The 22,570-nt window shown below is 39.7% G+C and carries 23 protein-coding genes and 1 other annotated feature; of the genes, 8 read left to right on the forward strand and 15 right to left on the reverse strand.

Features of this window, described 5'->3' with window-relative positions; genetic code table 11:
• Nucleotides 1-5: 5 nt before the first annotated feature.
• From MHB74_RS23250 to moeA, 5 genes are all read right to left on the reverse strand, one after another.
• Nucleotides 6-425 (reverse strand): DUF3888 domain-containing protein, encoded by a 420-nt coding sequence (locus MHB74_RS23250; protein WP_061676802.1) that lies wholly within the window; start codon nucleotides 423-425, stop codon nucleotides 6-8.
• 93 nt (nucleotides 426-518) lie between these two features.
• The gene (moaD, locus tag MHB74_RS23255) at nucleotides 519-752 is read right to left on the reverse strand and encodes a molybdopterin converting factor subunit 1 (RefSeq protein ID WP_061676801.1); all 234 of its coding nucleotides are present in this window, start codon (nucleotides 750-752) and stop codon (nucleotides 519-521) included.
• A 2-nt stretch (nucleotides 753-754) separates the two neighbouring features.
• Entirely contained in the window at nucleotides 755-1,219 is a 465-nt protein-coding gene (gene moaE, locus MHB74_RS23260) for a molybdopterin synthase catalytic subunit MoaE (RefSeq protein WP_001994514.1), read from the reverse strand.
• Nucleotides 1,216-1,731, reverse strand: a complete 516-nt coding sequence (gene mobB / locus MHB74_RS23265) for a molybdopterin-guanine dinucleotide biosynthesis protein B (RefSeq protein WP_061676800.1) — start codon at nucleotides 1,729-1,731, stop codon at nucleotides 1,216-1,218. Before mobB ends, moaE begins: the two co-directional genes overlap by 4 nt.
• Nucleotides 1,701-2,990: a molybdopterin molybdotransferase MoeA gene (gene moeA / locus MHB74_RS23270; protein ID WP_061676799.1), complete on the reverse strand. Its 1,290-nt coding sequence runs from the start codon at nucleotides 2,988-2,990 to the stop codon at nucleotides 1,701-1,703. Before moeA ends, mobB begins: the two co-directional genes overlap by 31 nt.
• Before the next feature lie 83 nt (nucleotides 2,991-3,073).
• Here moeA and moaC point away from each other — a divergent pair, with 83 nt between their 5' ends.
• Nucleotides 3,074-3,559 carry a cyclic pyranopterin monophosphate synthase MoaC gene (gene moaC / locus MHB74_RS23275; protein WP_061676798.1) on the forward strand — a complete coding sequence of 162 codons (486 nt, stop codon included), beginning with the start codon at nucleotides 3,074-3,076 and terminating at the stop codon, nucleotides 3,557-3,559.
• Nucleotides 3,560-3,596: 37 nt separating this feature from the next.
• Here moaC and MHB74_RS23280 read toward each other — a convergent pair whose 3' ends face one another.
• The 6 genes from MHB74_RS23280 to MHB74_RS23305 all read right to left on the reverse strand — a co-directional run bounded on the left by MHB74_RS23280 (nucleotide 3,597) and on the right by MHB74_RS23305 (nucleotide 9,740).
• Nucleotides 3,597-4,610, reverse strand: coding sequence for a molybdopterin-synthase adenylyltransferase MoeB (locus MHB74_RS23280; protein WP_061676797.1), 1,014 nt, complete (start codon nucleotides 4,608-4,610; stop codon nucleotides 3,597-3,599).
• Nucleotides 4,611-4,626: 16 nt separating this feature from the next.
• On the reverse strand, nucleotides 4,627-5,640 hold the full coding sequence (moaA, locus tag MHB74_RS23285) for a GTP 3',8-cyclase MoaA (RefSeq protein ID WP_061676796.1): 1,014 nt from the start codon (nucleotides 5,638-5,640) through the stop codon (nucleotides 4,627-4,629).
• A 172-nt stretch (nucleotides 5,641-5,812) separates the two neighbouring features.
• Nucleotides 5,813-8,668, reverse strand: a complete 2,856-nt coding sequence (locus MHB74_RS23290; protein WP_061676795.1) for a BclA-related collagen-like exosporium protein — start codon at nucleotides 8,666-8,668, stop codon at nucleotides 5,813-5,815.
• A gap of 121 nt (nucleotides 8,669-8,789) precedes the next feature.
• Complete coding sequence (locus tag MHB74_RS23295; protein ID WP_061676794.1) at nucleotides 8,790-9,113, reverse strand: hypothetical protein; 324 nt, start codon at nucleotides 9,111-9,113, stop codon at nucleotides 8,790-8,792.
• Nucleotides 9,114-9,133: 20 nt separating this feature from the next.
• Nucleotides 9,134-9,358 carry a spore germination protein gene (locus MHB74_RS23300; RefSeq protein ID WP_002067672.1) on the reverse strand — a complete coding sequence of 75 codons (225 nt, stop codon included), beginning with the start codon at nucleotides 9,356-9,358 and terminating at the stop codon, nucleotides 9,134-9,136.
• Between the two features lie 76 nt (nucleotides 9,359-9,434).
• Nucleotides 9,435-9,740, reverse strand: a complete 306-nt coding sequence (locus MHB74_RS23305) for a rhodanese-like domain-containing protein (RefSeq protein WP_061676793.1) — start codon at nucleotides 9,738-9,740, stop codon at nucleotides 9,435-9,437.
• Between the two features lie 198 nt (nucleotides 9,741-9,938).
• On the opposite strand from MHB74_RS23305, the gene MHB74_RS23310 reads away from it, so the two are divergent.
• The gene (locus MHB74_RS23310; RefSeq protein WP_016085879.1) at nucleotides 9,939-10,121 is read left to right on the forward strand and encodes a hypothetical protein; all 183 of its coding nucleotides are present in this window, start codon (nucleotides 9,939-9,941) and stop codon (nucleotides 10,119-10,121) included.
• Between the two features lie 49 nt (nucleotides 10,122-10,170).
• On the opposite strand, the gene MHB74_RS23315 is transcribed toward MHB74_RS23310, so the two are convergent.
• Nucleotides 10,171-11,295: an alpha/beta fold hydrolase gene (locus MHB74_RS23315; RefSeq protein WP_061676792.1), complete on the reverse strand. Its 1,125-nt coding sequence runs from the start codon at nucleotides 11,293-11,295 to the stop codon at nucleotides 10,171-10,173.
• 152 nt (nucleotides 11,296-11,447) lie between these two features.
• Here MHB74_RS23315 and MHB74_RS23320 point away from each other — a divergent pair, with 152 nt between their 5' ends.
• From MHB74_RS23320 to MHB74_RS23340, 5 genes are all read left to right on the forward strand, one after another.
• A complete protein-coding gene (locus MHB74_RS23320) occupies nucleotides 11,448-13,760 on the forward strand; it encodes a spore germination protein (RefSeq protein ID WP_081110141.1) in 2,313 nt (770 codons plus the stop codon).
• Nucleotides 13,761-13,776: 16 nt separating this feature from the next.
• Entirely contained in the window at nucleotides 13,777-14,871 is a 1,095-nt protein-coding gene (locus MHB74_RS23325) for a spore germination protein (RefSeq protein WP_061676791.1), read from the forward strand.
• Nucleotides 14,847-15,926, forward strand: coding sequence for a spore germination protein GerHC (gene gerHC / locus MHB74_RS23330; RefSeq protein WP_061676790.1), 1,080 nt, complete (start codon nucleotides 14,847-14,849; stop codon nucleotides 15,924-15,926). The genes MHB74_RS23325 and gerHC overlap by 25 nt, the downstream gene beginning before the upstream one ends.
• Before the next feature lie 90 nt (nucleotides 15,927-16,016).
• Nucleotides 16,017-16,202: a hypothetical protein gene (locus MHB74_RS23335; protein WP_000038782.1), complete on the forward strand. Its 186-nt coding sequence runs from the start codon at nucleotides 16,017-16,019 to the stop codon at nucleotides 16,200-16,202.
• A gap of 195 nt (nucleotides 16,203-16,397) precedes the next feature.
• Entirely contained in the window at nucleotides 16,398-16,820 is a 423-nt protein-coding gene (locus tag MHB74_RS23340) for an HAD family hydrolase (RefSeq protein WP_048540789.1), read from the forward strand.
• Between the two features lie 44 nt (nucleotides 16,821-16,864).
• Here MHB74_RS23340 and MHB74_RS23345 read toward each other — a convergent pair whose 3' ends face one another.
• Entirely contained in the window at nucleotides 16,865-17,818 is a 954-nt protein-coding gene (locus MHB74_RS23345; protein WP_061676789.1) for a hypothetical protein, read from the reverse strand.
• 150 nt (nucleotides 17,819-17,968) lie between these two features.
• On the opposite strand from MHB74_RS23345, the gene MHB74_RS23350 reads away from it, so the two are divergent.
• The gene (locus tag MHB74_RS23350) at nucleotides 17,969-18,397 is read left to right on the forward strand and encodes a GNAT family N-acetyltransferase (RefSeq protein WP_061676788.1); all 429 of its coding nucleotides are present in this window, start codon (nucleotides 17,969-17,971) and stop codon (nucleotides 18,395-18,397) included.
• Nucleotides 18,398-18,423: 26 nt separating this feature from the next.
• On the opposite strand, the gene leuS is transcribed toward MHB74_RS23350, so the two are convergent.
• A complete protein-coding gene (leuS, locus tag MHB74_RS23355) occupies nucleotides 18,424-20,832 on the reverse strand; it encodes a leucine--tRNA ligase (RefSeq protein ID WP_061676787.1) in 2,409 nt (802 codons plus the stop codon).
• Between the two features lie 66 nt (nucleotides 20,833-20,898).
• Nucleotides 20,899-21,118, reverse strand: a binding site (T-box leader).
• Between the two features lie 188 nt (nucleotides 21,119-21,306).
• Nucleotides 21,307-22,500 carry an MDR family MFS transporter gene (locus MHB74_RS23360; protein ID WP_061676786.1) on the reverse strand — a complete coding sequence of 398 codons (1,194 nt, stop codon included), beginning with the start codon at nucleotides 22,498-22,500 and terminating at the stop codon, nucleotides 21,307-21,309.
• Between the last annotated feature and the right edge of the window lie 70 nt (nucleotides 22,501-22,570).

Here is a 22,570-nt window from a genome sequence, read left to right on the forward strand (position 1 = left end):
GGTTATTACTCTGAATCATTAGAGTGAGCTTTTATTTTTTCTTTTTCGCGTTCACAAACCTTTTCTGCAACATCACCAGAAACATTCTTTTCTCGCTCCACCTTCTTTATCTTTACGTGATCTAAATGATCTTCCAAAGCAAGTGTAACTTTATCATTTGGCGGATTATGTGCACCTTGGAATGTGAGAAATTGTAGCGTAATTTCAAATCTAGGAACGAACTCATCTTTCTTGCCAAGACGCTTTATATTTATAACTGAAGCACATTCATATTGATCTTCTGTCACTTGTCTGATAATTGAATAGTACCTATTCGATAATGCACTTTCTAAAAGCTGTTCCCTTGATTCTTTCGCAAAAGAATCACTTGGAGAAGAGAAAAAGACCGAACATATCATTGTAATAACTACACATATTTTTTTCATAATACCCTCCTTTTTCTATAAATTAGTGTTCGCAAAAATGCCATAAAAAAACGACTTCCCCTATGTAGGAAAGTCGTTTTAATAAATCCAATATTAACCACCGCTCACCGGTGGGATAAGTGCAACAATATCACCAGATTGAATCTTGTCATCTTCATTTGCATATTCTTCATTTATCGCAACCATAATTGGTTCTGTCACTGGCACATTATATTCTTTAGCAACAACATCTTTTAACTCTGCAACCGTAATATTTTCTTTCTCTATTTGTAATTCACTTGTTCCTGCTTCCTCTTGCAAGTGCGCAAATAACAATACTCGAATCATACTTATAGCTCCTTCCCAGGCTCTCCCGCCGGATATGGCGTTTTTTCTAATTGATCACCAATCCAAGAGTCTCCATCTTCCCAAAACTCCTTTTTCCAAATTGGAACAATTTGTTTTATGCGTTCCATAATATATTCATTCGCTTCATAAGCCGCTTTACGATGCGGTGTTGAAACAGCAACAACAACCGCGATATCAGAAATTTGCAGTGTACCGATGCGATGTGTAATCGCAACGTGTGTACCTGGCCACTTCTCTTTCACTTCTAAGCCAATTTTCTCTAGCATCTTTTCTGCCATCGTTTTATAAGCGACGTATTCTAAGTATAATGTACGACGCCCTTTCGTAAACTCTCTAACCGTTCCAATAAATGTTGTAACGGCACCGCATTCACGGCGAATTACTTTTTTCGCTACCTCTTCAACCAAGATTTCGGTATCAATTACTTCATAATACGTATTTGTCATTGCGGACTCCTTACCGTTTGTACAAACCAGTCTATATACAACTCTTCTTCTGTTATATGAAATACTTTATATTCTTCTCGTAAGTTTGCGGGAGCATCATGCCACGTAATAACCGCTACTATATTTTCTACTTTATGTAAAAGTTCAACGTCTTCGGCAGAACGAAGTAACACTACTTTCGGATAGCTCTCTTTTTTATAGCCCTCTATTAAAATTGTATCCACTTCAAAAAACTCATATAAGCGAATAATTTCTCGCAGGGACCATTCCTCTTTTAATGACGACAGCGAAAGTAATCCCGCACCTTCTACACTACTGACAACCGCACCCGCCTTTCGGTGCCTTTCACTATCTTTTTGCGCTACTTCTGGAAAACCTCCGTGCCCGTGATGTTTAATGGTAGCAACTTTCATTTTCCGTTCAGCTAACGCATGCACTATTTTCTCAACAAGCGTTGTTTTCCCGCTATTTTGATACCCTACTATTTGTAAGATTGAAGGGGCTTTGCCCATGGCCAATCACATCCCTCGGTGTGCTCTAACAATAATACCGATACTTTCATTCCTGCCTCAAATCCTCTCGTTCCTCCAGGCAACACAATAAAAGCATTCGCATCAGCAAGTGAAGATACCGCACTCGATTTATCTAAACCAACCGGCATTGCTTGTAATGCCCCGTCCACAATTGTCACGTTTGCTCTTACAAAACGAGTAAACGGATTTGGCTTTGGAAAATCTTTTTGTAAAATGGCATCAGCTCTATATACGTGAGGCTCCTTCGCATACAAATATGTTTTTATAACCGGATGCACAAATAGTTCAAAGCCTACATAGCAAGCTGAAGGATTTCCTGATAAACCGAAAAGTAACTTCCCATCAACTTCAGCTACTGTCGTTACACTACCTGGTCTCATCGCTATTTTATTAAAGAGTACATTCGCTTGTAATCTTTCATAAATGGCCGGCAAGTAGTCATAATCTCCTACCGACACACCGCCTGTCGTAATTAAAATATCAACCTCATTCATTGCTGATTGAACGGCTGTAAAACATGCATCTAACTCGTCGGCAAGTTGGCCATAATAACGAACTTTCCCTCCAGCTTTCATAATTTGAGCGGCAATCATATACGAGTTACTATTTCTAATTTTCCCCGGCTGTAACGACTCATGTACTTCTAATAATTCACTTCCTGTCGTCACAATACCAACAACAGGCTGTTTTACAACCTTCACAGTACTATATCCAAACGTCGCTAATAAGGCCGCAACACCTGGATTAATTGCAACACCTTTCTTAACGAGAACTTGATTTTGTTTTATATCTTCCCCTTTAAATGACACGTTGTCACCACTATGAAAAGGACGCTTTAACTTCATATATGTTTTTCCGTTCTTCTCAAAACCTTCTGTCAGCTCTAGCATTACGACTGCATTACAACCCTCTGGAATAGCTGCTCCTGTCATAATACGAACCGCCTGAAATGCCCCTACTGCTTCTGTAAAAACAAATCCCGCCCCAATTTCTCCTATTACTTCAAATTCAATCGAATTCTCTTGATTTGCTTCTTTCGTATCTTCTGCCCGAATTGCGAAACCATCGTAAGGAGAACGATCAAAATGAGGAACGTCATGATCAGAGACAACATCCTCTCCAAGAATTCTCCCGTAACTTTCCGTAATAGAAACTTCTTCTACTTCACCATTCTTCGCATATTCCATTACTCTCTCCACTGCCTCAGCAACCTGAATCGGAATTCGTTTTTCTACCATCGTTTCTCACCTCATATTTGCAATTTTTTTTATCTCGATTAAACTTTATATATTAAATAGAAATTACTTCAAGGAGGAATTCCATGTCTTCATTCACACACTTTAATGACCAAGGACGCGCGAAGATGGTTGATATAAGTGACAAAGAAACAACCGTTCGAACTGCAATTGCGTGCTCTAGCATTGTCGTTACAAAAGAAATTTACGATAAAATCTCTCACAATGAAATCGGGAAAGGTGACGTATTAGCAGTTGCACAAATCGCAGGTATTATGGCTGCGAAACGTACTTCTGATATTATCCCAATGTGCCATCCTTTATTATTAAAAGGTGTTGACGTTTCTTTCGATTGGAAACAATCCGAAGAACAATATCGATTACTTATTGAAGTAAAAGTTAAAACAGAAGGTAGCACCGGTGTTGAAATGGAAGCTTTAACAGCAGCTTCCGCTACTGCTCTTACTGTGTACGATATGTGTAAAGCTGTTGATAAAGGTATGATTATTGGCGAAACGTACTTACTTGAAAAAACAGGTGGAAAAAGTGGAGATTATACGAGAAAATCTTAATCTTTTCTCTGTTGAATCTAAAGGGTTTCCTTTAGATTCAACCTATATATCTTGCATATAAACGTTTTGCCACATTGATATCATTCGTTCCATGAATAAACGCCCTGCCATCTGTAAATAAAACAAAACGGAATTCCTCTACCGGAAATGATAATAAATACGGAGTAGCTTTTACATCCACACTTCTTTGTAAGCGCTTTTTAATTTCCTCTAAATTAAATTCATTCCGCGTACCTGGACGGATTTGTACTGTATTTCGACCACATAACACTTCTGTTTTCGTTTGTGCTTCAAATGTTAAACTCGGATATGTACGTAATCTTCCACAAGATAAACACGTGTCTTTTTTCTGCCTATTCACTTTAAATGCCATCTGTTGATTATTCCAAAGATCAAACGATAACATCGTTTCGCGAAGTGCTCCATAGTCTTCTACTAATATTTTCAGCGCTTCCGTTATTTGATGTGCAACTACTAATTGTACTGCCGGTTGTATAATGCCAGCCGTATCACATGTTGCTCCGCTCGCCGGATGCTCCATTAAACAGCGGAAACATGGTGTTTTTCCTGGTAAAATTGTATACGTTACTCCGTAGCTTCCTACACAACCACCATATATCCACGGAATATTATACTTTTGTGAAATATCATTAATAAGAAGACGCGTTTCAAAATTATCTGTCGCATCTAATATTAAATCTACATCATTCACTAGCTCTTCCATTTCTTGCACTGTTACATCTGTCACAACTGGATTTATTTCCACCTCAGAATTAATCGCCTTTAAATGTTCTGCCGCTGCTACCGCCTTCGGTTTATACTGCTTTGCATCTTCTTCTGTATATAATTGTTGCCTTTGTAAATTGCTCCATTCTACATAATCACGATCTGCAATTGTTATTTTTCCAACACCTGCTCTCACAATCGCTTCTGCATTTGCTGCACCAAGAGCTCCAGCCCCAATAATAAGCACATGTTTCTCTCTAATTTTTTTCTGTCCTTCTTCTCCAACACCAGCAAATAATATTTGTCTTGAATATCGCTCCTGCATACGATAGCCCCCTTTCTTATCCTCCTATATAAGACATTTCAATTTTCGGACGATTTTTTGCACTTTCTTCTGTCCGTTCATCCGAATATCTATCTTTTCTATTCATCCATACATCTTGTATAACACTTACTAACTCATCATCCGAAAGATTCCCTCTAAGAAGTTCCCTTATATCCAATCCTTCGGTCGCAAATAAGCAAGTATAAAACTTTCCATCTGCCGAAATTCTCGCTCTCGTACAAGAGGAACAAAACGATTCAGAAACAGAAGTAATAAAACCGACTTCGACATTTGTTCCAACGTAACGATATCGCTTCGCAACTTCACCGAAATAATGCACTTCAGCCGGCTCAAGCGGATACACGCTATGAATCATTTCAATTAATTCTTGCTTTGTAGCAACTTGATCAAAGTTCCATCCATTTGTACTACCAACATCCATAAACTCAATAAACCTAAGTGTGATTCCTTGCTCTTTAAAATAAGCAGCCATCGGAAGTACTTGATGGTCATTCATCCCTTTTTTCACAACCATGTTTACCTTTACATCAAGACCGGCCTCTTTTGCAGCCATAATTCCCTTTATAACAGGTTTCGTATTAATATTCCGGCCATTAATACCCTTAAATACATCATCATCTATTGCATCTAAACTAACATTTACTCTATGTAATCCAGCTTCTTTTAATACTTTTGCTTGTTTCGTTAAATGAATCGCATTTGTCGTTAACCCTATATCTACTAGCCCGTCAATTTTCACGAGACGTGCAATAAGCTTTGTTAAATCTTTACGAAGCAGCGGCTCGCCACCAGTAAGTCTAATTTTTCGTACACCGATGCTAACAAATAGTTTTGCCAAACGCTCAATTTCATCAAACGTCAATAAAAACTCATCTTTCAAAAAAGCATAATCTGGCCCAAAAACTTCCGCTGGCATACAATATGTACATCTAAAATTACAACGATCAATGACAGATATGCGCAAATCTTGAAGTGGGCGTTCAAAAAAATCTGTAACCATCTCCTGCATCGCCACCCTCCCTTTCTGCCAAATTTCTCTCTTTTCATTCTATTATAATATATTTTCGAACTGCGATGTTTTTGCTTAAGTGAATAAAGTAAAACTTTCCTAACCAATTAGACTACCTACAAATAATGAGATAAAAACCTTGAAGCATAAAAGCTCCAAGGTTCTCTTCTTATTAACTTAATCTAATAATAGTTAAAGTAGCTCCTGGCGTTGTCGTAGATAATGTAGCAATTGCAACTAATCCAAATAACTGCAAACTAATAGCAGCTCCAGCAGGCAAATTAGCAATGATTGTCGCATTAAATGAACCTGTGGCTACTGCTGGTGAATTTATTGTTCCTGCGAGCGGACTGCCATTTACAGTTATACGAGAACTTACAAGTAAAGAGGCTGTTAAATTTACTGTATAAGCTATATAGTAATTCCCCGCATTCGCAACTGTAAATACAGTATTTCCTCCGCTAACGGTAATTCCTGGACCAATATTTTGATTGTTCGGTAACGGTACATTCGTACCACCTAACAGAACAGAAATAGCACTTCCTGATGTGTTATTCGCAAATGAGTACGTTGCAGTTGTACTAACTCCGGTCACACCAGTTGCTCCAGTAGCCCCAGTTGCTCCAGCTCCAGTTGGACCTGTTGGACCTTGGATTCCTTGTGAACCGGTTGGACCCGTATCCCCTGTTGGGCCTTGGGTACCAGTTGCTCCTGTGGCCCCAGTTGGACCTTGGGGACCCTGGATTCCCTGCGGACCTTGAATTCCTTGTGGACCTGTCGCTCCGGTTGCTCCCGTGACTCCAGTTGGACCTTGGATTCCTTGCGGGCCTTGTGCTCCAGTTGCCCCAGTGTCCCCTGTTGGGCCTTGGGGACCTTGTAACCCTTGCACGCCTTGCGGACCGGTTGGACCTATGTCACCTTGAACACCTTGTATTCCAGTTGGACCTTGTGCACCTGTCGGACCCTGCACTCCTTGGATTCCTTGAATTCCCTGTGGACCTTGTGCTCCCGTGGCTCCGGTTTCTCCTTGTATCCCTTGGGGACCTTGTGCACCTTGAATTCCTTGGGGACCTGTTGGACCTTGAATTCCTTGAGGACCTTGGATTCCCTGTGGACCTTGATCTCCTGTCGCCCCAGTTACTCCTTGTATCCCTTGAGGCCCTTGCACTCCTTGCGCGCCTGTTGGACCTTGGATCCCTTGCACTCCTTGTATTCCTTGCGGGCCTTGTAAACCCGTAACCCCAGTTGCTCCTGTTGAGCCTGTCGCTCCTGGCACTCCTGTTGAGCCTGTCGCCCCAGTATCTCCAGTTGCTCCTGTCACACCGGTTGCTCCTGTCGGTCCAGGTGGTCCACCGGATGGACCTGTCACTCCAGTCGGACCTGATGGCCCCGTTGGACCACTCGGTCCTGCTGGTCCTCCAGAAGGACCTGTTATCCCGGTTGGACCTGTTACTCCTGTCGGTCCTGTAGTTCCTTCCCCTGTCGCTCCGGTTACACCCGTATCCCCTGTTACTCCTGTTGGACCTTGGATCCCTTGTATTCCCTGCGGTCCTTGCACTCCTTGCGCACCCGTCGGACCTTGGATTCCTTGAATACCTTGCACTCCCTGCGCTCCCATTGGACCTGTTGGACCTATCGCCCCTTGAGTACCTTGCACTCCTTGTGGACCCTCTGGACCTGTTGCCCCTTGAGTACCTTGAACCCCTTGAATTCCAGTTGCTCCTTGTGCTCCAGTTGCTCCTGTTACACCTTGTATCCCTTGTATTCCCTGAATTCCTTGCGGGCCTTCTGGTCCTGTTGCTCCTACTGGTCCTTGAATTCCTTGGATTCCTTGTGGACCCTCTGGACCTGTTGCTCCAGCTGGTCCTGGCACACCTTGGATTCCTTGTGGACCTTGAAGTCCTTCTGGTCCTTCTGGTCCTGTTGGTCCTATATCTCCCATCGGCCCTTGTATTCCTTGCACTCCTTGTGGTCCTGTTTCTCCTGTTGGACCTGGTACCCCTTGTATTCCTTGTGGACCTTGATCACCTGTTGCTCCTGTTACGCCTTGAGGTCCAATAGACCCCTGTATACCTTGCGGACCTTGATCTCCAGTTGCACCTGTTATCCCTTGAATCCCCTGAACCCCTTGGATCCCTTGCTCACCAGTTACTCCCGTCGGACCAGGAATACCTTGAATACCTTGCGGACCTTCTGGACCTGTTGGTCCAATTGGCCCTTGAACTCCTTGTATTCCTTGCAAGCCCTGTGCTCCTGTGCTTCCAGTTGGACCTGTAGTTCCCGCTGCTCCAGTTACACCTGTACTTCCTGTTGCCCCTGTAGTTCCCGTTGCTCCCGTCGCTCCTGTACTTCCACTCGGTCCACCACCCGGGCCTGTCGCACCAGTTGGCCCCGTCGGACCAGGAGGTCCTCCTGATGGGCCAGTGATTCCTGTTGGACCTGTTATGCCAGTTGAACCTGTAACCCCTTGACCAGTTGCTCCTGTTGGACCAGTACTTCCAATCGGTCCTTGTGGGCCTTGTATCCCCTGTACTCCTTGTATTCCTTGTGGACCAGTTACTCCAGGTAATCCTTGCACACCTTGAATTCCTTGAGCTCCCTCTGGTCCAGTAGCTCCAATCGGTCCCTGTAACCCTTGTATCCCCTGTATACCTTGTGCCCCTGTCGCTCCTGTTGGACCAATCGGACCTTGTAACCCCTGCACACCCCCCGGTCCTGTCGCTCCTGTTTCTCCTTGTGGACCTCTCAATCCTTGTGGTCCCTGCTGTCCTTCTGGTCCAGTTGCACCTATTGGTCCAACTGGTCCTTGTATCCCTTGCACACCTTGAGGTCCTGTCGGGCCCATCTCCCCCATCGGACCTTGTAATCCTCTTGGTCCTTGAGGTCCTGTTGGACCTTGTGGACCAGTTGGGCCAGTAATCCCAATGCCAGTAAATCCCGTTGGAACGGGTGGAAAGGTAGGCCCAATAAGATTTGGTGGAATTCTGAAATTAGAGTTTAATGAATGTTTTTTATCGCGCTCTCTCACACTTTCACCACCTGCACACCATCTTTTTTACATTAAACAAACCTCTTCTTCTTAATATGTATTTACAAAAACAAACTCAAAGACTATTTTTATTTGAAATAATAAAAACTCCCTTAAATCCTTAAGGGAGTCCAGCGACTGAATCCATATTATCTGTATTTGGGACAGCTTGTGCTATACTCGATGTGTTTACACTTTGCCCCGTATTTGTGCCTGTTACAGTACCAGCAGGAGTACCCCTTGTATATGTTGTCGTCACCGAATCTCCTGGTTGCAAGCAAAGCTTCGTCTCCGTTCCTATTACTGTAACAACATCAATCCACGTACACCCCATTGAACCACTATACGATTTCGAAGCAGTAAATGACGTATCACTCAAATTATCACCGGTAAATATATTACCAGTGTTATTCACAATAACAAACTCTTTTATATGAGCAGGCATAATTACACTCTACCTTTCCTCTATGAACCTAATGTACGTGTACTCGTTGCTAACGGCGGAAGAAACACTGATGTTCGAATCACTGCTTCTGGCTGCCTTTTCCCATTTAAAAAAACTGCCGCACTCGAACCTCCAGCACCTGCATATATTTTTGCTACAGCTAAAGGTGCGATATTATAACAGTCGCCAACATTAACAGCTCCTGTATTGTTAATAATTTTTACTTTACGCATGTTAATCCCCATTTATCCCTCCCCCTTTTGTATACTGTATGCAAAAGAAAAAAACTTGAAACAAACACGTTTCAAGTTTTTAAACTACTTATTTCGTTTCACCTTCATATTGAAGCATACCGCCAACCATGTTCATTGTTTTATATCCTTGCTCATTTAAATAATGGCATACATTTTCACTGCGCATTCCCGAGCGACAAATAAAGATATATTCATTCTCTTTATCAAAGAAATCTACTTTATTTGGGATATCACCCATTTTAATATGTACAGCTTCTGGAATTTTCCCTGCTGCTACTTCTTCATCTTCCCTTACGTCTACTAAAAATAACGTTTCACCATTTTCTAAACGTTCTTGCACTTCTTCTGTAGTAATTGTTTTAACTTCTGTCATATTTCGTTCCTCCTTATATACAATAAAACCTTTAGTCTCTTCCTTAAAAAGCATGTCTAATCAATTTTAGCATGCGAAAGAAAGAACGCAAAGAATGCAAAATTTATTTCTCAATTTTCTCGCAAAACTTATTCTTTACAAACATAACTCGTGCATTGTATCCTCAATATACTTGTTTTATGAAAGGAGCCAATGAAAATGACACTTTTTCTTTTCATTACCGGCATCATTTTCTTAATCGCTGCAATTATTGCTCTTAGTATGAAAAATAATAAAAAGATAAAATCGCCACAAGAAATATCATTCTTATTTTTATTACTTAGTATAGCGTTCTTCGGTATAGCAATTGCCACATATATTTTCCGTCTACAAATCATGTAAAAAAAGGTGCCTACTACATACATTGCACCTTTTTCACACCATTTCTTTTCTACACAAAACTAGATACTTTCCGATTTAAAAACTCATAAACCTTTTTTTCAAATAAATGAATATCAAATGCTCCCGCCATATGCCCATTTATACTTTCTATCTCATACACTTCCGCATACTTCCCTTGTTTTTGCAACATGTCTACCATTTTATAATTATAACGTGACGGCTGAAGCAAATCTTGTTTACACGGAATCATAAGTACATTTGCTTCTATATGAGACAGCGCCTCTTCTAAAGACGAAAATCCATGCGCAATATCATGTAATAAAACTGCTTTCGCCGTGTATATCCATGAATTTGCATCTACTAACTCTATACCTCTATATGTCACTTTATTTATTTCTTTCTCAAATGATGTCAATGTAGAAACCTTTTCATAAGGGTCTACTTCTATACTATTACGAGGGAATGTTGTTTCATAAAAATGCTCATCAAACGCGTTCATAAACATCATTCTATTTGCTAAATGAAGCCCCTTCATTGGCTGCTCTTCTCCATATTTTCCGCCCCTCCAACTTGGATCTAGTTGAATGGCCTCAATAGCATTTTGCGCTACATTTACTGACGTAATAATTGGATTTTGTGGGTTCGTAATAACACCAATCATCCGCTCTACCATATGAGGATAATGAATAGCCCATTGCTGCGCAATCATCCCGCCGGCTGACGGTCCCATTACAGCATGTAGCCTTGCGATTCCCATATCTTTTATTAACTCATATTGCATACGAGCTACATCAAGAAATGTAAAAACCGGGAAATCCATCGCATATTCATCTCCAGTTTTCGGATCAATTGATTTCGGTCCTGTTGTAATCACATAAGGGTTCTTTACCTGCACATTACAAAGGTTATCAGTGCATATAACAAAGTATTTATTTGTATCAATTGCTTTTCCAGGTCCAATTAAACCATCCCACCAACCAGACTCCTCATCATGCGCTGTATATTTTCCTGCCGCGTGACTCGTTGCACTAAAATGATGACAAACCAAAATCGCATTTGACCTTTCTCTATTTAAAGTACCATACGTCTCATACCCCATTTGAACAGGAATTTCCCTACCATTTTCAAACGTAAATTCTTTTAAAATAAACTTCTCTTTTTTTACAATTTGCACAGACTCTCCCTCTCCCCGTTATAGTATGAACTGCTTACTAAAGGATTTTTTCTATGCAAACCAATCTCCTCCTTCTTTTCATAAATAAATGAATAATATACAAAATTAGCCACAAAATAGCACTATATTACACAATTAAAGAGGGAATACATATGATTTGGAATTGGCTACGTAAGAAAAAAAAATCAAATACAACAGAGAAAAACGAAACAGATAACTTGGAGCAACAACCTAACAATCAAGAGGATGATAACAAAGAACAAACTAGAAGTATGAAACATAATAAAGGTAACAATAGCGAGCAACAAAAAGAGGAGCACAAAGAGCCTTCTCAGGATCAACAACAACACTCTAAACAAGACAACTCGAATCAGCAGCAACACTCTAAGCAAAGCGACTCGAATCAGGATAAACAACAACATTCTAAGCAAAGCGACTCGAATCAAGATAAACAACAACATTCTAAGCAAAGCGACTCGAATCAAGATAAACAACAAAGCTCTAAACAAGACGACTCGAATCAGGATAAACAGCAAAGTTCTAAGCAAAGCGACTCATCTCAGGATAAACAGCAAAGTTCTAAGCAAAGCGACTCATCTCAGGATAAACAACAAAGCTCTAAACAAGACGACTCGAATCAAGATAAACAGCAAAGCTCTAAACAAGATGACTCGAATCAGAATAAACAGCAAAGTTCTAAACAAGACGACTCAAATCAGGATAAACAACAAAGCTCTAAACAAGATGACTCGAATCACAATCAACAACAACATTCTAAACAAGACGACTCGGATCAGAATAAACAGCAACATTCTAAGCAAAGCGACTCGAATCAAGATGAACAACAACATTCTAAACAAGATGACTCGAATCAAGATAAACAACAAAGCTCTAAACAAGACGACTCGAATCTGGATAAACAACAAAGCTCTAAACAAGGTAACTCGGATCAAAATCAGCAGCAAAACGCTGGAAATAATAGTATTTATGATTTTACGAAACCAGGAAAAGACCGTATTCATTCTCTACAAGATTTAATAGAAAAGCTCAAAAAGTCTAGTGATTTTGTTAATTACCATACATCTGATGATGAAACGATGCCTTATTGGATTTCTTACTATCGACCTTCGCTTGATGGAGAGAAATTGCAAAAATATTTAATGCCTACTCTTTTAGAACGACCTAACGCCTCACTAGAAGAGCTGAAAGAACATATTCCGATGAGCGGGATTACAATTACGAACGATTTACAAAAAATTGAGGATATGGTGTTAAAGGGACATGCGATTATTCAATTGAACCAGCAAGATCAAAAATGTATGCTTGCAAACATCGCGATTGATAATTATCGTGCACCAACTCCTCCTTTAAACGAATCGACTGTTATCGGTCCTCAAGAAGGTTTCGTAGAAGATATTGATACAAATATTAATTTAGTTCGAAAACGGCTTCCTGTTTTAGATTTACAAACAAAAGAAATGATTGTCGGTGAGTTTTCCAAAACAAAAGTTGTCATGATGTATTTAGACAACCTCGCTGAAAAAGATAATGTAGATTTTCTCGAGGAGTCATTACGCGCTCTTGAATATGATCAAATTAATGATAGTGCTTATATACAAGAATTAATGGGTGAAAAGTCAATTTTCCCTCTCTATATCAATACAGAACGTACTGATAGAGTTACAAAAGCACTCATTGATGGGAAAATCGCTATTTTTGTGGATGGTTCTCCAAGCGTTTTACTAACGCCTGTATCCTATTTCGATTTTTTCATTTCGCCAGAAGACTATAACGTCTCTTGGCTATATGCTACATTTTCAAGGATTTTAAGATTAATCGCCGTTCTATTTTCAATCTGTGCTACACCGTTATACGTTGCAGTTTTAAATTATCATTATGAACTTATTCCGAGCGATTTACTTGAAACTTTGATTTTATCAAGAGCTCAAGTACCGTTCCCACCTTTAATTGAAGCACTATTTTTAGAACTTGCAATCGACTTATTGAGAGAGGCTGGCGCAAGGTTACCCATGAAAGTTGGTCAAACGCTCGGTATTGTAGGCGGTATCGTAATCGGACAAGCATCTGTACAAGCTGGTTTAACGAGTAACATTTTATTAATTATCGTTGCCTTATCAGCACTCGCTTCCTTTATTACACCTATTTATAAAATGGGTAATGCAGTTCGATTACTACGTTTCCCGTTTCTAGCATTCGCAGAAATAGGAGGGCTCTTCGGTATCTCTCTTGGATTTATCTTTTTATTTACTCATCTTTTTAGACTTACTTCCTTGCGTAAGCCGTACGCTTTGTTTTACCCGACAAGACAACAATCTGTTAAAGATTCTTGGATTCGTTTTCCATTAACAATGATTGATACAAGGGATGTACAAGCAAGGCCACAACATGTAAAGAAAGCAGCAAAAGGGATTTCAACAAAACATAGATCGGATTTTGATGATTAAAGAATGAGGTGCATTGATGAGTAAAGTTCAAGAAAAATATCAAATATCTCCTGTCTTTGTTTTCTTCTTAATTCACGGTGCACAGTTTGGAGCTGGCGTTCTCGGCTTCGCTCGAATTATTGCGAAAGCTGCTGGATACGACGGCTGGATAGGGGTTCTAATCACAGGAATATGTATCCACATTCTTATATGGATGATGTATTTTTTATTAAAAGAAACAAACGGGAATTTAATTGATTTACAACGACAAACATTTGGAAAGTGGATAGGGAACCTCTTTAATATCATCTTTGCAGCATATTTTTTAATCGTCAGTATTTCCGTCATTCGAACGTATGTTGAAATTATTCAAGTATGGATGTTCCCAACTGCTTCCACCTTTATGTTAACACTCTTTTTATGCTTAGTTAGTTATTACATTATTTCTTCTGGCTTCCGTGTCATTACTGGTATTTGCGTCATCTCTGTTGGGGGTACATTAGGATATTTATTTCTAAGCTTATTCGTTTTGAAATATTCACATTGGGAGAATTTACTACCTATATTCACACATTCTCTTTCAGACATTTTAAAATCCGCTCAACTGTCAATCTACAGTATGACAGGATTTGAGATTTACCTCATGGTGTATCCATTCGTGAAAAAGCCTATGCAATCTCATAAGTATGCTCAACTCGGGGCACTATTTTCAAATCTTCTATATTTATTTAGTACCCTTTTAGCCTTTGCATTTTTTAGTGAGAAACAATTGTTAAAAACGATATGGTCGCAACTTTCCATGACTCAAGTCATTCAATTACCCTTCATAGAAAGACTAGAATATATCGCAATATCAGGCTATGCACTCGTTATTATTTCAAGTTTTATCCTCCCTTTATGGGCGTCAATAAGAGCAACTCATGAAATATTCCGTGTAAAACAAAGAGGTGTTTTAATCGCTTTTATCATTATCACTCTCATTGTTTCACAACTTTTAACGAACAGACACGATATTAATAACTTTATTAGTAATGCATCAAAAGTTAGTTTTTGGCTCATTTATGTATACATCCCAATCCTATTTATTATTGTGTGGGTGAAAAGAAAATGGAAAAAATCAAAAGCAAATTAATACTTATTTCTTGTATAGCACTTTTCAGTTTAACTGGATGCTTACAAAAAAATATTATCGATGATGTACAACTTATTCAAGGCACCGTTTTTGATACAGCAAAGGATAATAAAGTAAAAGTAACATTCGTTTGTCCCATTCAGAAAAAAGGAAATAAAGTTCAAGTTTTTGAAGGCACCGCAAATGCGGTAAAACAAGTAAAAGCAGACACATCTTTAGAGTCTTCTCAACCATTTGCTAGTGGACAAATGCGTGTTGCTCTATATACTATACCACTTGCAAAAAAAGGAATGTCTACTTCATTCGATACATTACTTCGAGATGTGAACATAGGGAATGCTTTATATGTTGCTTTACTTGAAGGTAACGGCACAGAACTTTTAAAAGGGAAATATACAACTTCATACAACGTTGCAATTTATATGAAAAAATTGTTAGAGCATAACATGGAAACTGGTCCTTTACCAACGGATAATCTGCATGTAGGAGCATTCCGTTATTATCAAGAAGGACAAGACTACTATATTCCAATTTTAAAAAAACATGGTGATAAAATAAAAATCAATGGAATTGGTCTTTTTAAAAAGGATAAATATATCGGTAAAATTGCGGAAAAAGATATGTTCATATTTAAAGGACTATTGGAGAAGCATAAATTAGATTCACATGAATTTAAAACCGATTCTGCATACGTAATGATTAATAATATTCGTTCTGTTCCAACTTACGATATTAAGATTAAAAACGGAAAGCCTTCTTTCTTCATTCACGTTCATCTTGAGGCGCGCATTCAAGAACTATCGAAACAAATTAACTTAGAAAATAACAAGAACTCAAAAAAAATTGAAAAAAATGTACAAAAACAATTAGATACACAAGCTGCTAAATTAATTAAGCAGTTTAAATCTTTAGACGTTGATCCCCTCGGACTAGGAGCAAAATATAAACAACATTACCGTCCATTCAAGTTAGAAGAGTGGAAACAGATGTACAAAGATGTCCCTGTTACTGTAAAATACACCGTAAATATTACAAATTCTGGTGTAATCGAATGAGAAATGATTGAACTCCTCTCTCCGGCATGATACAACGGAAAGAGGAGTTTTTATTTTAGATAGAGAGAGAAGATATTTATGGGGGAGCTTATGTCTAAAAAATTAGTAAAGCCTATTTTAAATGGTATTTTATTTCTCGGCGTCTTTTTATTTGCTCATACATACTTAAAAAATGTTTCCTTTACACGTTATTTACTTGTCGTTATACCAATGTTGCTCGTTGGTATGTTTGGCATCGACCTTATTTTATCCATTTTAATAAAAGAAGAAAAATAACGAGCAGGGCCGTCCCAAAAGTATTCCGGGATGGCTTTCTTTTATTAACAGGCTATGTTCTGTCGTTCAGTCGATATAATCTTTCACTAACGCTATCTGAACTAAAAGATGCAACTTTTGGACAGTCCCTTTTCATTTCATAATCACCTTATGTTACAATGAGATTCGGCACAAAGCGAGAAAGGATGAAACAACATGATAAACGAAAAAGGTTTAGATAAAGGGTATGAACTTGTTGCAAAAATGCATGAAGAGTTCGGACATCCTGTGACAAATACTCCAACAAAATTAACAGAAGAACGTGCAAAAATCCGTGCAAGTTTTATGCAAGAAGAGCTAGAAGAATTTCTAGAAGCGACGACTGTTGAAGATCAATATGATGCACTGATTGACCTTATTTACTTTGCATTCGGAACGTTTGCCGAAATGGGTGTACGTCCAGATAAAGGATTCGAAATTGTAAATAATGCAAACATGGCAAAATTATTCCCTGATGGGAAACCTCGATTCCGCGAAGGCGATGGCAAAATTCTAAAACCAGAAGGCTGGCAAGCACCAGAGCCACAACTTCGTGCTGAAATCGAACGCCAACGCCAAGAAGCTGAAAAAAACTGCTAGGATTTCCTAGCAGTTTTTTATTATGTCTTTTTTTCTGCAATTCATTAATGACCCACGTGTCCCGCGTGTCCTGCTGCTCCACCAATACTAGCCGCTCCTGCTGCTGCCCCTGCTCCTCCTGCTCCAATTCCACCTGTCCAAGGAGAAGATTGTTGCTGTTGTTGATATTGCTGATATTGTTGGTGTTGTTGGTGACCCTGCTGACCTTGTTGGCCTTGGTGTCCGTGATGTTGATGACCTTGTTGGCCTTGATGGCCTTGGTGGTGATGACCATGGTGACCTTGTTGGCTTTGGTGGTGATGATGACCATGCTGACCTTGTTGGCCTTGATGGTGATGATGACCATGCTGACCTTGGTGACCTTGGTGGTGATGACCATGGTGGCCTTGATGCGTTTGGTAAAGAACAGCTTGTGGATGAATGTGGTGTTGACCGTGGTGATGTACTTGTTGTTGATGTCCGTGATGGTGGTGATGACCATGCTGACCTTGGTGATGATGACCATGATGGCCATGTTGGCCTTGGTGGTGGTGACCATGATGGCCTTGGTGATGATGATGTACATGATGACCATGTTGGCCTTGATGATGGTGATATACATGGTGACCGTGAACACCTTGCGGATAACCACCTACTCCGCCTGCTACAACACCTACTCCTGGCACCGGGAATCCTGTCTGCACTCCTCCAACGAAAGAAGGAAATGTAGTCGGTACTCCTACTGGAATTCCTGTCTGTACGCCAGCTACTGATGTCGGAAATCCTCCTGTTACTGTAGGCATTCCAGCCCCTGATGTTGAAAATCCTCCCATTGATGTAGGCATTCCAGTTTGCATGCCAGCTACCGATGTTGGAAATCCTCCTACTGCTCCACCCATCCAGCTCGGAATTCCACCGTACCCTTGTTGGCCAGCTCCTCCCATTAACATCATTTGTGTATAACTGTCCGATTCGCCTCCGAAGAAGCCATGTGGTGCATTATTGTCCATCCCTTTCATTCCTTTCACCTCTTCTACTCAATTTAGCCTACCTTTTTTATCATATTTCCTATAGAAGAATAGGTGTTTGTCTGTATTGGAATTCCGCTCCTTTTTCTTCATTCATGATAAAATTAATTAACTAAATATTTCTTCTAGGAGGTATTTCTATTGAAAAATGTAACAAAGGCTTCTATCAAAGATTTAGATGCAATCTTACATATAGATATTGATGTAATCGGAGATGATAGTAGACGAGATTATATTAAACACACTATCAATGAGGGCAAATGCATCATTGTAAAAGAAGACAATTCTATTTCTGGTTTTCTAACATACGATACAAATTTCTTTGGTTGTACTTTCCTCTCATTAATTATTGTTTTGCCAGCAAAAAGAAGGAACGGCTATGCAAGCTCGTTAATCTCATATATGTTAAGTCATTCTCCTACTCAAAAAATCTTTTCTTCGACGAACGAATCGAATACAAGTATGCAAGCCGTTTTTAATACGAATGGATTTGTACGTAGTGGAATAGTTGAAAATTTAGATGAAGGGGATCCTGAAATTATTTTCTACACAAAAAAGCTCAAAGCATAAATGCTCTGAGCTTTTTTTAAAATACATTAGTTTGCAACAATGTTAACAAGTTTGCCAGGAACTACAATTACTTTACGAACTGTTTTTCCTTCGATTTGGTCTTGAATTGCTTCAAGTGCAAGTTGTTCCATTTCTTCTTTTGATGCGTCTTTACTCATTGTTAGTTTTGCGCGAACTTTGCCCATAACTTGAACAACGATTTCAACTTCATCTTCTACAAGTTTAGACTCATCAAATGTTGGCCAGCTTGCATATGTGATTGTTTCATTGTATCCAAGTTTGCTCCATAGTTCTTCTCCGATGTGAGGTGCAACTGGTGCAATCATTTTTACGAAACCTTCTACGTATTCTTTTGGAAGTGTTTCAGCTTTGTATGCATCATTGATGAATACCATCATTTGAGAAATCGCTGTGTTGAAGCGAAGCTCTGCATAGTCTTCTGTTACTTTCTTCACTGTTTGGTGGTAAGCTTTTTCAAGCTCTTTATTTGGTGCATCAGTAATTTTCTCACTTAATTCACCGTTATCTTGAATGAATAGACGCCATACGCGGTCTAGGAAACGACGAGCTCCGTCAAGACCATTTTCAGACCAAGCGATTGAAGCATCTAATGGTCCCATGAACATTTCGTATAGACGAAGTGTATCTGCACCGTGGCTTGCTACGATATCATCAGGGTTTACAACGTTACCTTTTGATTTACTCATTTTCTCGTTGTTTTCACCTAGAATCATACCTTGGTTGAATAATTGTTGGAACGGCTCTTTCGTTGGAACTACACCGATATCGTATAATACTTTATGCCAGAAACGAGCATATAGTAAGTGAAGTACAGCGTGCTCCGCTCCGCCGATATAAATATCAACTGGAAGCCATTGTTTTACTTTCTCAGGATCTACAAGTGCTTCGCTGTTGTTTGGATCGATGTAACGTAGGTAATACCAGCAGCTACCAGCCCATTGTGGCATTGTGTTCGTTTCACGACGACCTTTTTTACCAGTTTCAGGATCAACAACATTTACCCACTCTTCAATGTTCGCAAGTGGTGATTCACCTGTACCTGAAGGACGGATGTTTTCTGTTTTCGGAAGAACTAATGGTAATTCTTCTTCTTTCACAGCTGTCATTGCGCCATCTTCCCAGTGGATTACTGGAATTGGCTCACCCCAGTAACGTTGACGGCTGAATAACCAGTCACGTAGACGGTACGTTACTTTTTGATTTCCTGCGCTCGTTACTTCAAGCCATTCAATCATTTTTGCGATTGCTTCTTCTTTATTTAAACCATCAAGGAATGCTGAGTTTACGTGTGCACCATCGCCTGTGTACACTTCTTTCGTAATGTCTCCACCTTTTACAACTTCCTTCATTGGAAGATTGAATACTGATGCGAATTCATAGTCACGCTCATCGTGAGCTGGAACTGCCATTACAGCACCTGTTCCGTAAGTTGCAAGAACGTAATCAGCGATCCAGATTGGTAATTTCTCACCGTTTACTGGATTAACTGCGTAAGCACCAGTGAATACACCAGTTTTTTCTTTCGCAAGCTCTGTACGCTCTAGGTCACTCTTCATTTTTACAGCGTTAATGTAAGCTTCTACTGCTTCTTTTTGTTCCGCCGTTGTAATTTCAGCAACAAGTGCATGTTCCGGAGCAAGTACACAGTATGTTGCACCGAATAATGTATCAGGACGCGTTGTGAAAACTGTGAACTTCTCATCTGTACCGTCGATGTTGAAGTGTACTTCTGCACCTTCAGAACGACCGATCCAGTTACGTTGCATATCTTTTAAGCTTTCTGGCCAATCAAGCTCATCTAGATCTTCTAATAGACGATCTCCGTAAGCTGTAATTTTTAACATCCACTGTCTCATCGGACGACGCTCAACTGGATGTCCGCCGCGCTCACTCTTACCGTCAATGATTTCTTCGTTTGCAAGTACTGTACCAAGTGCTGGGCACCAGTTTACAGGTACTTCATCAACGTAAGCTAAACCTTTTTCAAATAGTTTTAAGAAGATCCATTGTGTCCACTTATAGTAGTTTGGATCTGTTGTATTTACTTCACGATCCCAATCGTAAGAGAAGCCTAATGCTTTAATTTGATTACGGAACGTATTAATATTAATCTCTGTAAATTCTGCCGGGCTGTTTCCAGTATCAAGTGCATATTGCTCTGCTGGAAGACCGAATGCATCCCATCCCATTGGATGAAGAACGTTATATCCTTGCATACGCTTCATACGAGATAAAATATCTGTCGCTGTATAACCTTCTGGATGTCCTACGTGTAGGCCTGCACCTGATGGATATGGGAACATATCTAGTGCATAAAATTTTGGTTTTTCTGTCTCATCTGGCGTACGGAATGTTTTATTTTCTTCCCAGTACCCTTGCCACTTCTTCTCAATATCTTGATGATTAAAGCTCATGAGATAACCCTCCTTGAAATTCTATTTATTTTCACCGCCCAAAATACAAAAAACCTCTCATCCCTAGAAAGGGACGAGAGGTTATAGATTCCCGCGGTACCACCCTAAATTAATGTACAAATATACATTCGCTTAGATCCGTAACGTGGATTAACGGCAATTGCTACTAATAGTTTCACAACTGCAACTCAAAGGCGAGTTCATAACGAAACGTGGATTGACTTGCACCGACCGTCAACTCTCTAAACCAGCTTCTATTACTACTACTCCTTCTCACTGTTATTACAAATATGAGTTAATGTGAACTACCCACCACTTCGTATCTCTAAAGAGCTTACTTAAAGCGAAGGCTTCTCGGTTAATCGTTACTGTTAATCACTAACGAATTCGTCTTAGGACAGCCGAGCTATCTCCCTTGTTCTAAAGGTTGTTTTATTTAAATATATTCTAAAACATGTTACATGTTCCGTCAAACTAAACTGCAATTTTTTCTTCAACTGTTTCTTCTACTTTTACTCGTTTATCATACATGCTCGTTGCTATAAGCGCTACTACAAGCATTACCATGATTGCTATAAACAATACTTCCATATCGTATAAATCAACAATCGCTCCGCCAACGACCGGTCCGAACATTTTCCCTACAGTCGCCGCGCTATTTACAACGCCCTGATAAAACCCAAGTTTATCTTTTGGCGCAAGTATATTTGCAATGGTCGGAACTGCTGGCCATACAAATAACTCACCAATCGTTAATGTTACCATCGCAACGAGGAACATCGTAAATTGCTGCGCCTGACTTAACACAATGAATGACGCCGCAAAAATGACGATCCCAATCATAATTTGTTGTTTTAAAGAACGCTTCATCCAGCGAATTAACATACTAACAAGTGGCTGCGCACAAACGATCATCGCTCCGTTTATCGTCCATAATAAACTATAATGACGAAGGCTAATATTTAATTCCCGCATATGAGTCGCAATCGCTCCTTGCCACTGTACATATGTAACCCAGCATAAAGCATATGCTACACATACGATAAGAAGTGCTTTGAATCCAGGTGTAAGCGACCAGCCTTTTTTCGTTTCGACTTCTTTTTGTACGCCCGGCTCTTTTTTGTCTTCCATACCACGGAATCCGATAAAAGCAATTAAGAAGAAAACAAAGTATAAAATAAAGTTCGCTAAGAAAATATAATCAAAACGATACGATGCAACTAATCCACCACATGCTGTTCCGATCGCAATACCAACGTTTTGTCCAACATACATCGCATTAAATGCTCGTCTTCCGCCCTCTGGCCAAACCGTACCAACCATCGCATACATCGATGGGAAGACCATTCCAGAACCAAAACCGATTAAGGCTAGCCACACAACATATAACGGCCAACCGTGGAAGAACACAAGACCTAAAATCGATACGAGTGTAATGACAATCCCTACTAAAGTTGATTTATAACCGCCCCATTTATCAAATAAAACACCGCCGAGCAAGTTTCCAATTACACCAGTAAGCGAGTTGATCATTAATACCATTCCGGCCACAGATAAAGATTTCCCTAGGTGATCATGCAAATAAATTGTATTAAAAGGCCATAAAAAAGAAGCACCCGTGACATTAATAATCATCCCAGCTACTAATAGCCATACTTTCCTTGGCATAGTCTCCCCTCCTATTCTATTTTTTCGTTCATCTATAACAGTAAAATTGTAGTCGTTTTTAAATAGGAAG

This window comes from Bacillus sp. FSL K6-0069, from assembly GCF_038007785.1.
GTDB classification, from domain to species: Bacteria; Bacillota; Bacilli; order Bacillales; family Bacillaceae_G; genus Bacillus_A; species Bacillus_A mobilis.

What these genes read in the sequence shown, in the direction of transcription:
- MHB74_RS23300 (WP_002067672.1), bottom strand. Translation starts at nt 9,358, where the DNA reads ATGGGGATTAACATGCGTAAAGTAAAAATTATTAACAATACAGGAGCT.
- leuS (WP_061676787.1), bottom strand. Translation starts at nt 20,832, where the DNA reads ATGAGCTTTAATCATCAAGATATTGAGAAGAAGTGGCAAGGGTACTGG.
- moeA (WP_061676799.1), bottom strand. Translation starts at nt 2,990, where the DNA reads ATGGTAGAAAAACGAATTCCGATTCAGGTTGCTGAGGCAGTGGAGAGA.
- moaC (WP_061676798.1), top strand. Translation starts at nt 3,074, where the DNA reads ATGTCTTCATTCACACACTTTAATGACCAAGGACGCGCGAAGATGGTT.
- mobB (WP_061676800.1), bottom strand. Translation starts at nt 1,731, where the DNA reads ATGGGCAAAGCCCCTTCAATCTTACAAATAGTAGGGTATCAAAATAGC.
- MHB74_RS23310 (WP_016085879.1), top strand. Translation starts at nt 9,939, where the DNA reads ATGACACTTTTTCTTTTCATTACCGGCATCATTTTCTTAATCGCTGCA.
- MHB74_RS23250 (WP_061676802.1), bottom strand. Translation starts at nt 425, where the DNA reads ATGAAAAAAATATGTGTAGTTATTACAATGATATGTTCGGTCTTTTTC.
- moaE (WP_001994514.1), bottom strand. Translation starts at nt 1,219, where the DNA reads ATGACAAATACGTATTATGAAGTAATTGATACCGAAATCTTGGTTGAA.
- moaA (WP_061676796.1), bottom strand. Translation starts at nt 5,640, where the DNA reads ATGCAGGAGATGGTTACAGATTTTTTTGAACGCCCACTTCAAGATTTG.
- MHB74_RS23305 (WP_061676793.1), bottom strand. Translation starts at nt 9,740, where the DNA reads ATGACAGAAGTTAAAACAATTACTACAGAAGAAGTGCAAGAACGTTTA.
- moaD (WP_061676801.1), bottom strand. Translation starts at nt 752, where the DNA reads ATGATTCGAGTATTGTTATTTGCGCACTTGCAAGAGGAAGCAGGAACA.
- MHB74_RS23360 (WP_061676786.1), bottom strand. Translation starts at nt 22,500, where the DNA reads ATGCCAAGGAAAGTATGGCTATTAGTAGCTGGGATGATTATTAATGTC.
- MHB74_RS23345 (WP_061676789.1), bottom strand. Translation starts at nt 17,818, where the DNA reads ATGAAAGGGATGGACAATAATGCACCACATGGCTTCTTCGGAGGCGAA.
- gerHC (WP_061676790.1), top strand. Translation starts at nt 14,847, where the DNA reads ATGGAAAAAATCAAAAGCAAATTAATACTTATTTCTTGTATAGCACTT.
- MHB74_RS23280 (WP_061676797.1), bottom strand. Translation starts at nt 4,610, where the DNA reads ATGCAGGAGCGATATTCAAGACAAATATTATTTGCTGGTGTTGGAGAA.
- MHB74_RS23295 (WP_061676794.1), bottom strand. Translation starts at nt 9,113, where the DNA reads ATGCCTGCTCATATAAAAGAGTTTGTTATTGTGAATAACACTGGTAAT.
- MHB74_RS23320 (WP_081110141.1), top strand. Translation starts at nt 11,448, where the DNA reads ATGATTTGGAATTGGCTACGTAAGAAAAAAAAATCAAATACAACAGAG.
- MHB74_RS23335 (WP_000038782.1), top strand. Translation starts at nt 16,017, where the DNA reads ATGTCTAAAAAATTAGTAAAGCCTATTTTAAATGGTATTTTATTTCTC.
- MHB74_RS23325 (WP_061676791.1), top strand. Translation starts at nt 13,777, where the DNA reads ATGAGTAAAGTTCAAGAAAAATATCAAATATCTCCTGTCTTTGTTTTC.
- MHB74_RS23340 (WP_048540789.1), top strand. Translation starts at nt 16,398, where the DNA reads ATGATAAACGAAAAAGGTTTAGATAAAGGGTATGAACTTGTTGCAAAA.